We start from the raw sequence: 10,841 nt of genomic DNA on the forward strand, positions 1-10,841 counted from the left end.
GGCCGAAATAGTCCAGGATGGCCTTTTGACCATCAAAATCCCCCTTGAACAACTTGGTGGGGGGTTCATGCCAGTGCGCATTAGGCGCCATGACAGTCTTCATGGCCTCCATATCGCGTGCTGCAAAAGCCTCGTAACCGCGCCGCACGATGGCGAGATTGCGGGCTTCTTGCGGATCTAGATTTGCCATTTTTGTTTCCTCCTAAAAAACTCTTGGATGAAAAGCGCCCGTCACATCTCGTAGCAACAGACGTACATGTGATGAGTCGTCTGCGTTTGTGGAACACAGAAGCTCAACACAGGTCTCGAAAAATGCGAATATGCAAAACGGCGGTACACAGTTCATCTGGTACCCGGTTGCCAGAACGGAGTTTCCTTATATCGCAACCGAGGTGACCGTCACCCGCTCTGTCTGGTTACTGTTTTGTAAAAACATGATTTGCTGTCTGTAAAAAAGCAAATCAAAGGTCCGTTGCTCGCTGGCAGAGTGCATAGCAACGCAGCGGCAACGGCCGTTTAGGTTGTTAAATTGCCGGTGTTGCGCAGTGACAGAATCGTTGCGGCCTTTCCTGGGGCGGCGTATAACAAGCTTGCCGTAAAGGGCCGTTCAGGAGAGTTTCAACAGAGTGAGGAATTCTCTGGGGGAAGTGTTTGTCACTGAACCGATATCACTAGGCGCGCACTCAGAATTTATTAATTAAGTCGGGCAAGTTGGCCATGGCCAGTGACTTCTTGAATTAGGCAGATTGACCGAAAAACATATTTGCCAGTGCGCATTGATGCGAGGAAGGAGAATGCAATGCAAAAGCTTGATCAAAAAACCGAGCATAAGTCATTCAAAAGCCCGGATGAAATTCGGAACTTCCCAAATGGCAGACTCGAAATTCTCAATGTTGGCGGCGCAGAGGTTGGTCGTCTGATCCTTAACCCTGGTTGGCGATGGTCGAATGACGTCAAACCGATCGCCAAGACCTCCAGCTGCCAGGCTCCGCACTTTCAATATCACGTGGCCGGACGGATTGCGATCCTGATGGACGATGGAACCGAAATCGTCGCCGGTCCGGGGGACGTAACGTCCCTGCCCAAGGGGCATGACGCATGGGTGGTTGGTGATGAGCCTGTTATCGTGGTCGATTGGTTCGGGGCCAGCAACTACGCCAAGCAAACAGGTTAGCTGGCTTGGCTGAATTTACACGCAACGAAATGTAAGGGGACAATCATGGCGCGCAAATATGTCGACTGTCGGCAATTTCCTGGCGAGACGAAGTGCACCGTCGCCATTTCCGCTGACAGTGAGAAAGAGCTGATGGAAGTCGCCGTGCAACATGCGGTGGCTGTCCACGGCCACAAGGACACGCCGGAATTTCGGGAGCAATTGAAGCACGCCTTCAAGGAAGGCATGCCCTCCGCCTGATTTTGGTACCCATGGGTGGGCGGTGACGAAGGTGCTGTTCACCGCCTTGCGGATTTACCCCTGTTTCCAGGGCAGGCCCTCGGCCTTCCACCCCGCCACATTGCCCCGGTGGCCGCGCGGGTCGGCCGGGCCCTCGAACCCGTCCTTCACATTATACACATGCTTGTATCCCGCCGCCTTAGCCGCCTGGGCTGCCGCCATGCTGCGCGCGCCGGAGCGGCAGATGAAGTACACATGCTGCTCCGGCTCCACATGGGCGGCGGTCAGCGCCTCCACGAATTTAGGGTTTTGCTGCATGGTGGGGTAGGCCTGCCACTGGATTAGAATCGGCTGCTTGCCCGTCTGGATCAGGTCCGGCAGGCCGACAAAGCTCCACTCCGCGCTCGTGCGCACATCGCAGAGCACGGCGGACGGATTGCTCATGAGCGCTTCCCACACCTGTCGTGGCGCGACATCTTCGATCATAATATCCCCCGGCGTATAGGTTTGACGCAACATAGCGAGGACAGGGTCGAATGGAAACAGTGGCGGACGGGCTGATCGGGGCAATCGGGGGGACGAGGCTGATCAGGCTGAAACGGGCCTCCGCCGCCACCGGGTGCGAGATTCTGGGCAAGGCGGAGTTCCTCAACCCCGGCGGCTCGGTGAAGGACCGGGCAGGGCTCGCCATTATCCGTGACGCCGAGGCCACGGGCCGGCTCAAGCCGGGCGGCATCATCGTGGAGGGCACGGCGGGCAATACCGGCATCGGGCTCACGCTGGTGGCCAACGCGCTGGGGTATAAGTGCATCATCGTCATGCCGGAGACGCAGAGCCGCGAGAAGATCGACTTCCTGCGCATGATCGGCGCGGATTTGCGCCTGGTGCCGGCCAAACCGTTCAAGGACCCGGACAATTACGTGCATGTCTCGCGCCGTCTGGCCGAGGAGGTGGGCGCGGTGTGGGCCAACCAGTTCGACAATCTGGCCAACCGGGAGGGCCATCGCCTGACCACGGGCGCGGAGATCTGGGAAGAGACCGGCGGCAAGGTGGATGCCTTCACCTGCGCCTGCGGTACTGGTGGTACCCTCGCAGGTGTTTCTCTGGCGCTGAAGGCCCGCAAGCCGGGGGTGAAGATCGTGCTGGCGGACCCGGAGGGCAGCGGGCTCTATGGCTGGGTGAAGACTGGCGACCTGAGCGTGACCGGCTCCTCGATCACCGAGGGCATTGGCCAGTCCCGCGTGCCGGGCAACCTGGAGGGCGTGGCGATCGACGATGCCGTGCGCATCCCGGACCCCGAGGCGCTGGAGCAGGTGTTCGACCTGCTGGGCAATGAGGGGCTCTCGGTCGGCGGCTCGGCCGGCATCAACGTGGCGGCGGCGATCCGCGTGGCGCGGGACCTTGGCCCCGGCCATACCGTGGTGACGGTGCTGTGCGACGGCGGGGCGCGCTACCAGAGCAAGCTGTTCAACCCCGAATTCCTGCGCTCCAAGAACCTGCCGGTGCCCTCATGGATGTAACCGATCCCGCGGCGCTGGACGCCGAGGAACTGCTCGCCGCCTATGCCGCCGAGCGGCTCAACCCGCTGGAGGCCCTGCAGGCGGTGACGGAGCGCATCGCCCGGCGCAACCCGGAGATCAACGCCTTTGCCGTGATGAACCCGCAGGCGCTGCAGGCGGCGCGGGCGAGCGCCCTGCGCTGGGCCGAGGGCAGTCCCTGCGGCGCGCTGGACGGCGTGCCGGTGACGGTGAAGGATCTGGTGGATGTGGCCGGGCTGCCGACACGGCGCGGCAGCAAGGCGACAGACCCCACCCCCGCCGCCGAGGATGCACCGCTGGTGAAGGCGCTGCGCCAAGCGGGGGCGGTGATTATCGGCAAGACGACCACCACGGAGTTTGGCTGGAAATCGCCCGGCGACTGCCCGCTCACCGGCATCACCCGCAACCCGTGGAACACGGCGCACACGCCGGGCGGCTCGTCCTCGGGCGCGGCGGCAGCGGCGGCCTCGTTCTTCGGCCCGCTGCATGTGGGCACCGATGGCGGGGGCAGCATCCGCATCCCGGCGGCGTGGTCCGGCGTTGTTGGGCTGAAGCCGACGTTCGGCCGGGTGCCGCAATGGCCGTTGGGCGCGTTTGGCCACATTGCCGTGGCCGGGCCGCTCGCCCGCTCGGTGCGCGACGCGGCGCTGATGCTCTCCGCGCTGGCGGGGTTCTGCGCCGCGGACCCGTTCTCCCTGCCCGAGCCGAAGCGCGATTTCCTGTCGGGCATCGAGGACGGGGTGCGTGGCCTGCGCATCGGCCTGCTGCACAGCCCGGGCTTTCCCGCCCCGGTGGACGCGGACGGCATGCAGGCGCTGGAGGAGGCACGCCAAGCGCTGGAAGAGCAGGGGGCTTTGGTGCGCGAGATCAGCCCCGAGCTGCCGGATGTTTCCGAGGTTTTCGCCAAGCTGTGGGGCGTGGCCCTGGCCCGCGTGGTGGATATGCAGGCCGCCGACAAGCGCGCGCTGCTCGACCCCGGATTGCTGGCAGTGGCGGCGCGGTTCCGCGACACCCCGGCGCTGGAGCTGGTGCAGGCCGAGGCGCTACGCGTGGAGGCGGCGCATGTCATGGCGGCGCTGGAGGTGGACGCGATTCTCTGCCCCGCCGTGCCGCATTGCGCCCCGCTGGCCGAGGCGAAGGTGGACGACCCCGTGGCCGCACTTTTGCGGAACTGGGCGCCGTGGACCTTCCTGTTCAGCCTCACCCGCCAGCCGGCGATTTCTGTCCCCATGGGGGTGAACGCCGCCGGGCTGCCGACGGCGGTGCAGATTGCCGCGCCGATTTACCGCGATGATGTGGTGTTGCGAGTGGCAAGGGCGCTGGAACGGGCGGTGGGATAGGATTTGTCATTGCGAGCCGCGCGGTAGCGCGGCGCGGCAATCCATCTTCGATGTCACTGGCTGGAACGATGGATTGCTTCGCCGCACTTTGCGCGGCTCACAATGACGGTGCGGGCGGTTGCGTTATATTGGCGTCATTGCGAGCGCAGCGAAGCAATCCATCTTCACGTGAGCAGCCCATCATAGAGATCAAGCCAATCCGAGTTGTTCTGCATAATCAGCCGGACTTTCGCGGCGCGGGAGCCAGCTTTGATCTGTTTCTCACGGAGGATGGCGGACTCCATGGTTTCGTGAATTTCGTACCAGACAAGCGCCTTTACGCCATATTTAGCGGTGAATCCGCCAGTGGTTTCATTGCGGTGCTGGGCGATGCGTTGGATGAGGTTTGAACTCACGCCCGTATAGATCGTGCCGTTCTTCCGGCTCGCCAATATGTAAACGGCGGGTTGCTTCATGTCGTGAACCGCGCTTGTCTTGGAAAAGATGGATTGCTTCGCTGCGCTCGCAATGACGGGGTTAATCCCCCCCCTCCTTGGCCACCCGCACGCGCTCGATGCGCCGTCCGTCCATGGCCAGCACCTCGAACTTCCAGCCGCCGAACACGATGGCGTCGCCCGCGCGGGCGGGGCGCAGCAGCAGCGCCAGGATCAGCCCGCCCAGCGTGTGGTAGCTCCCTTCATTCGGCAAAGTCGGCAGGTGCAGCCTGGCCTTTGTCTCGTCCACCGGGGTCAGCCCGTCCAGCTCGTATACTGAATCGGATGCCTGTTGCGGCGCATGTGCGGACGGACCGGCATCATCCGCGTCGCCGACAATGGCTTCCAGCACGTCCGCCGCCGTCACCATGCCTTCGAAGCTGCCGTATTCGTCCAGCACCAGGGCGATGCCGAGCGCCTCGCCCTTCAGCCGGTCCAGCGCCTCCAGCGCCGTAACGGAGTCGGGGATCGCGATGGGATGGCGTACCGCCGCGGCAATCGAGAATTCCTTGCCGGCCAGCACGCGGTCCAGAATGTCCTTGGCCTGCACCACGCCGGCCACGTTGTCGATCGCGCCGTCGCACACCACGAAGCGCGAGTACGGCGCGGTGCGCAACCGGGAGATGATGTCCTCCTTCGGCGCGGTGCGGTCGAGCCAGACGATCTCGGTGCGCGGCGTCATGATCGCGCGTACCGGCTTGTCGGCCAGGCGCAGCACGCGCTCGATGATGTCGCGCTCCTCCGTCTCCAGCACGCCGGTCTCGGCGCCCTCCACGAGAATCGCCTTCAGCTCCTCCTCGCTCACCGCGCGGGAGCTCTCCGGCGCCGGGCCGAAGGCGCGCAGCACCAGCGAGGTTGTCTTGCCCAGCAGCCACACCGCCGGGGCCGCCACACGCGCCACCACGTTGAGCGGCCCGGCCATCGCCGTGGCCACGCGCTCCGGGTGGCGCAGCGCCAACTGCTTGGGCACCAGCTCGCCGAACACCAGAACGAGGAAGGTGATGACGATGACCGTGCCCGCCACCGCCACCGGCGAGGCATAGGGGGCGAGATGGGGGATGCGGGAGAGCGGCACTTCCAGCCGGGCGGCCAGCTGGTCGCCGCCGAACGCGCCGGTGAGGATGCCGATCAGCGTGATGCCGAATTGCGAGGCGGGGAGGAAGCTCTGCGGGTTGTCCGCCAATATGCGGGCGCGGGCGGCGCCGGGCACGCCCTCGCGCTCCATAAGGCCGAGCATGGCCCGGCGGGCCGAGACGAGGGCGAGCTCCGCGAGCGCGAAGGCGCCGTTGAGCAGGATGAGCAGAGCCAGGATGAAGAGCTGAAGAGCGAGGACCATGCCATGCTTGTATCGAAAAATTGCGTGGCGTGCAGCCATGCCGCGCATGGCTGATGCACGGTTTGCCTTAGTTGGGACACAATCGCGCCCACGCAACGCCTTACTGGACCGTCATAAATCGTTACACGCGGGGCTAATCCCGGGTTTTTTCGGATCGCAAGGCCATGACGTACCAGTCGCAAATCCACCGCCAGGAGGCGCACATCTCCACCGTCAAGCCCCGCAAGGGCTGGGGCAACCCGGGTTCCTGGGCGGCAGCCCTCGGCGTCGGCGTGGTGGCGTTTGGCTTGTGGGGCGCGGTCAACCGTCCCGCCACCAACATCGCCCCGTATCATGGCGAAATCGGCGGTTTCGCCTTCTCGCCCTTCCATAAGGGGGAGAGCCCGGAGACCGGCAACTACCCGAGCACGGCCGAGATCAAGTCCGACCTCGCCTTCGCGGCCAAATACACCCACAACATCCGCACCTACACGGTCGAGGGCGATCTGGGGCAGATCCCGGCCCTGGCCGAGGGCATGCACCTCAACGTCACGCTTGGCGGCTGGCTGGACCGCCACCCGGACGCCAACGCCAAGGAACTGGCCAAGCTGGTGCAGGTGGCCAACGCCAACCCGGACGTGACGCAGATCATGGTCGGCAACGAGACCGTCCTGCGCGCCGACCTCACCGTTCCGCAGCTCATCGCCGACATCAAGCAGGTGCAGGCGCAGACCCATGTGCCCGTCTCCACCGCAGAGCCCTGGCATGTATGGTTGAAGCATCCTGAACTCGCCAACCAGGTTGATTTCATCACCGTGCACCTGCTGCCCTACTGGGAAGGCGTGCCCGAGAACATCGCCGTGCAGGACGCGATGAACCGCCTGACCGCGGTGCATGACAAATTCCCCAACAAGCGCATCGTCATCGGTGAAATCGGCTGGCCGTCGGACGGCATCGACATCGGCGCCGCCCGCGCCAATAACGTGAACCAGGCCCGCTTCCTGCGCGACTTCTTCAACCTCGCCCAGCAGGACCACATCGACTACTTCGTGATGGAAGCCTTCGACCAGCCGTGGAAGACGAGCTTCGAGGGCCGCGCCGCCGGGTATTGGGGCATGTTCACCCTGGACCGCCAGGCCAAGTGGTCGCTGACCGGCGCGGTTGAGAACAACCCGAACTGGCTCGAATACGCGCTGGGCGCGTGCCTGGCCTCGCTGGCGGCCACCATGCTGCTGCTCTCCCGCCGGCCGGACATCCGCTTCATCGGCAAGTTCACCTTCGCGGCGCTGGTGGAAGGCTTCACCGCCATCCTCGCCATGCTGTTCATGAACATGAGCGAGACCTATCTCTCCCTCGGCGCCGCCGCGGTGTGGGGTGCGCTGGCCGCGGGGCAGGGGCTGCTGCTCTTCCTGCTGATCGCCGATAGCTTCGACCTGGTCGAGACCATCTTCGGCCGCGTTGCCAAGCGCCATTACGAGCCGATCCCGGCTCCGTCCAGCGCAAGACTGCCGAAGGTCTCCATCCACCTGCCCATCTGCAACGAGCCGCCGCACATGGTGAAGCAGACGCTCGATGCCCTGGCCGCGATGGATTACGACCGCTTCGAGGTTCTGGTCATCGACAACAACACCATGGACCCGGCGGTATGGGAGCCGGTGGCCGAGCACTGCGCGCGCCTCGGGCCCAAGTTCCGCTTCTTCACCCTGGGCAAGTACAAGGGCTACAAAGCCGGCGCGCTGAACTTCGCCCTGCGCGAGACCGCCCCGGATGCCGAGATCATCGGTGTGATCGACTCCGACTATCTGGTGGACCCGGACTGGCTGCGCTGCATGGTCCCCGCCTTCGACAACCCGAAGGTCGGCTTCACCCAGTCGCCCCAGGACTACCGCGACAATGACGGCGGTTTGTTCAAGCGGATGATGTTCTGGGAGTATGCCGGGTTCTTCCACGCCGGCATGGTCACCCGCAACGAGCGCAACGCCATCATCCAGCATGGCACGATGACCCTGGTGCGCAAGCAGGCGCTGCTGAACGAGCACGGCTGGGCCGAGTGGTGCATCACCGAGGACAGCCAGCTGGGCCTGCGCCTGTTCCGCGCCGGGTACGAGGCCGTGTACTCCAAGAAGTCCTTCGGCAAGGGCGTGATGCCGGACGACTACAATGCCTTCCGCAAGCAGCGCTACCGCTGGGCCTATGGCGCCATGCGCATCGTCCGCGCCAACGCCAGCGCTCTGCTCAACCCCTTCAACAAGGAGCTGACGCTCGGCCAGCGCTGGCACTTCATCACCGGCTGGCTGCCCTGGTTCGGCGATGCGCTGGGCATCGTGTTCCTCACCATGGGCCTCGCCTGGTCGGTTGGGCTGATCCTGGACCCGGTGCGCTTCGAGTTCCCGATCGCCCTGTTCATGCTGCCCTCGATCGGCCTGTTCTTCTTCAAGATCGTGCAGATCCTGGCCCTCTATAAGAACCGCGTGCCTTGCGGCTTTATGGACCGCGTCGGCGCGGCGGTGGCGGGGCTGGCGCTCTCCCACAGCATCGGCAAGGCGGTGTGGAAGGGGCTCTTCACCAACAAGCTGCCCTTCCTGCGCACGCCGAAGATGAAGGACGCCCCCGCTTTGGTGCAGGGGCTGGTGATGGCCCGCGAGGAGCTGGTGCTCCTGGCCCTCACCTGGGGTGCTGCGCTGGGTGTTGGCTTCGGCCACCATTGGGCGACGCTGGAGACCAAGCTCTGGGTCGCGGTGCTGTTCACCCAGTCCATGCCTTATCTGGCGTCGGTCGGTGTCTCCATCCTGGCCTCCATGCCGGCGAAGGAAGCCAAGCCGGTGGTGCTGCCTGCCGCTGCCAAGGCGCCCGTCTCGCTCGGCGCCATGCACCCGGCCGCTGGCGACTAAGCAAGAGCCTCCCTGTTCTGCACTTCGGCAAAGGGCCCCGTTTTCGGGGCCCTTTTTGCGTGTGCGCCCAGCATGGGCGCATTCTTGTGGGTGGAAGTCCCATCGTAAGCTGGTCACAGCGAGCGAAGTGAAGCGCAACTGCGGAAGGGTGACCGACCGTGGGGAGGAAGCGTGGATCGAAACTGCGGGCCGATGAACAAGAACTGGATATGAGGCGCTGCCGACCAGGGCGAGCGGGCACGAAACCGCGAAGCTCTTGTGACCAAGGGGCGGTAGCGTAAATTCGGCGGTCGTGCAGCGAAGGAGTGCGTTCTTACCTGGGGAGATCTCGCCTCACGTCTGAAAGGGCGACGGTGTCGAGCCGGAGCGAGAAGTCAGCCGAGGCCGTAGTAGTCAGCGGGAGACCGTTAGCGAAGGGCCGAACGAGAGAGAGTGAAGTTCACCCGAGGATGTATGAGGCCATGCGTCAGATGCCGGAAGCGACCGGGAGATCGGAGAGGGAAGCGGGTGAAGCCCGTCTAAACTCGGGTCTTGACGAAGCCGAGCTCCCGCCACGGGCACTGAACGACACCGGGCCGGGACTGCTGAGTGCGGTCCTGGCGCGCGAGAACCTTCTGCGGGCACTGAAGCAGGTGCGGGCCAACAAGGGCGCGGCGGGTGTGGACGGGTTGGACATCGACCAGACGGCCACCATGCTGCGGACCGCGTGGCCCGCGATCCGCGACAGTCTGTCGAAGGGGACGTACCGGCCATCGCCGGTGCGTCGCGTGATGATCCCGAAGCCGGGGGGTGGCGAGCGCGAGCTTGGCATACCCACGGTGCTGGACCGCCTGATCCAACAGGCGCTCCTGCAAGTCCTTCAGCCGATCCTTGATCCTAGCTTCAGCAAGCACAGCTACGGCTTCCGCCCGGGGCGAAGCGCGCACGATGCCGTCCTTGCGGCGCAATCGTTCGTGCAGTCCGGGCGGCGCGTCGTGGTGGATGTGGACCTGGAGAAATTCTTCGACCGGGTTGACCACGACATCCTGATCGACCGTCTGCGCCGGAAAATCCATGATCCAGGCATCATCCGCCTGGTTCGGGCCTATCTGAATGCCGACATCGCCGATGGGGATGCGACCATCAAGCGGAACCGTGGCACGCCGCAAGGCGGGCCGCTGTCGCCGCTCTTGGCCAACCTGCTGTTGGACGAAGTGGACAAGGAACTTGAACGGCGGAGCCATGCCTTCTGCCGCTATGCCGATGATTGCAACGTCTATGTGCGGTCTAAGCGGGCGGGGGAGCGGGTGATGGCTCTGCTACGGCGGCTCTACGGCCAACTCCACCTGACGGTGAACGAGACCAAGAGCGCCGTCGCCAGCGTCTTTGGCCGCAAATTCCTCGGTTACGCCTTCTGGGTGGCGCCGGGGGGCGTGGTCAAACGGCGGGTTGCCAGCAAGGCGATCAAGACGTTCAAGGTCCGCATCCGTGAATTGACGCCCCGCGTAACGGGACGCTCCCTGCACACGATAACGGAGCGGCTACGCTCGTTCGTTCTGGGATGGAAGGCCTACTTCAGGTTGGCGCACACACCAAGAGTCTGGCGAGAGCTGGACGAATGGATGCGTCATCGCCTGCGGGCCATCCAGCTCAAGCAATGGAAACGCGGCGGGACTATCTTCCGGGAACTGACGGCCTTGGGGGCCAAACCTAATGTGGCCCAGCAGGTGGCGGGAAACGCCCGCCGTTGGTGGCGCAACAGCGGGATGCTCCTCAACTCCGTCCTCACAATCGCGTGGGCAGACCAGCTAGGAATGCCCAGACTCGCCTAACCTCAATCTCTCGAACCGCCCGGTGCGGACCCGCATGCCGGGTGGTGTGGCAGGGGAGCGATCAGTGATGATCGCCCCCT

The 10,841-nt window shown here is 64.3% G+C and carries 10 protein-coding genes; 6 read left to right on the top strand and 4 right to left on the bottom strand.

Annotation, left to right across the window (positions count from 1 at the left end; translation table 11 throughout):
• Nucleotides 1-190 (bottom strand): nuclear transport factor 2 family protein (locus ACLPJJ_RS02915; protein WP_443589326.1); only part of this gene is annotated, 190 nt, incomplete at its 3' end.
• A 609-nt stretch (nucleotides 191-799) separates the two neighbouring features.
• On the opposite strand from ACLPJJ_RS02915, the gene ACLPJJ_RS02920 reads away from it, so the two are divergent.
• Together ACLPJJ_RS02920 and ACLPJJ_RS02925 are read left to right on the top strand one after the other, a co-directional pair.
• A complete protein-coding gene (locus tag ACLPJJ_RS02920; protein ID WP_443589328.1) occupies nucleotides 800-1,174 on the top strand; it encodes a cupin domain-containing protein in 375 nt (124 codons plus the stop codon).
• Between the two features lie 45 nt (nucleotides 1,175-1,219).
• Nucleotides 1,220-1,414 (top strand): DUF1059 domain-containing protein, encoded by a 195-nt coding sequence (locus ACLPJJ_RS02925; RefSeq protein ID WP_443589329.1) that lies wholly within the window; start codon nucleotides 1,220-1,222, stop codon nucleotides 1,412-1,414.
• A 54-nt stretch (nucleotides 1,415-1,468) separates the two neighbouring features.
• On the opposite strand, the gene ACLPJJ_RS02930 is transcribed toward ACLPJJ_RS02925, so the two are convergent.
• Nucleotides 1,469-1,879, bottom strand: a complete 411-nt coding sequence (locus ACLPJJ_RS02930) for a rhodanese-like domain-containing protein (protein ID WP_443589330.1) — start codon at nucleotides 1,877-1,879, stop codon at nucleotides 1,469-1,471.
• A gap of 50 nt (nucleotides 1,880-1,929) precedes the next feature.
• Here ACLPJJ_RS02930 and ACLPJJ_RS02935 point away from each other — a divergent pair, with 50 nt between their 5' ends.
• On the top strand, nucleotides 1,930-2,913 hold the full coding sequence (locus ACLPJJ_RS02935) for a cysteine synthase A (RefSeq protein ID WP_443589331.1): 984 nt from the start codon (nucleotides 1,930-1,932) through the stop codon (nucleotides 2,911-2,913).
• Nucleotides 2,904-4,271, top strand: a complete 1,368-nt coding sequence (locus ACLPJJ_RS02940; protein WP_443589332.1) for an amidase family protein — start codon at nucleotides 2,904-2,906, stop codon at nucleotides 4,269-4,271. Before ACLPJJ_RS02935 ends, ACLPJJ_RS02940 begins: the two co-directional genes overlap by 10 nt.
• A gap of 164 nt (nucleotides 4,272-4,435) precedes the next feature.
• Here the strand turns inward: ACLPJJ_RS02940 and ACLPJJ_RS02945 are convergent, their stop codons facing one another.
• Entirely contained in the window at nucleotides 4,436-4,726 is a 291-nt protein-coding gene (locus tag ACLPJJ_RS02945) for a GIY-YIG nuclease family protein (RefSeq protein WP_443589334.1), read from the bottom strand.
• Nucleotides 4,727-4,787: 61 nt separating this feature from the next.
• Nucleotides 4,788-6,080, bottom strand: a complete 1,293-nt coding sequence (locus ACLPJJ_RS02950) for a hemolysin family protein (protein ID WP_443589336.1) — start codon at nucleotides 6,078-6,080, stop codon at nucleotides 4,788-4,790.
• Nucleotides 6,081-6,244: 164 nt separating this feature from the next.
• On the opposite strand from ACLPJJ_RS02950, the gene ACLPJJ_RS02955 reads away from it, so the two are divergent.
• On the top strand, nucleotides 6,245-8,950 hold the full coding sequence (locus ACLPJJ_RS02955) for a glycosyltransferase (protein ID WP_443589338.1): 2,706 nt from the start codon (nucleotides 6,245-6,247) through the stop codon (nucleotides 8,948-8,950).
• 461 nt (nucleotides 8,951-9,411) lie between these two features.
• A complete protein-coding gene (gene ltrA / locus ACLPJJ_RS02960) occupies nucleotides 9,412-10,761 on the top strand; it encodes a group II intron reverse transcriptase/maturase (RefSeq protein ID WP_443589339.1) in 1,350 nt (449 codons plus the stop codon).
• The last annotated feature ends 80 nt before the right edge of the window (nucleotides 10,762-10,841 follow it).

Origin of the sequence: Acidocella sp. (genome assembly GCF_052326845.1) — a bacterium.
In the GTDB taxonomy this organism is placed as follows: domain Bacteria; phylum Pseudomonadota; class Alphaproteobacteria; order Acetobacterales; family Acetobacteraceae; genus Acidocella.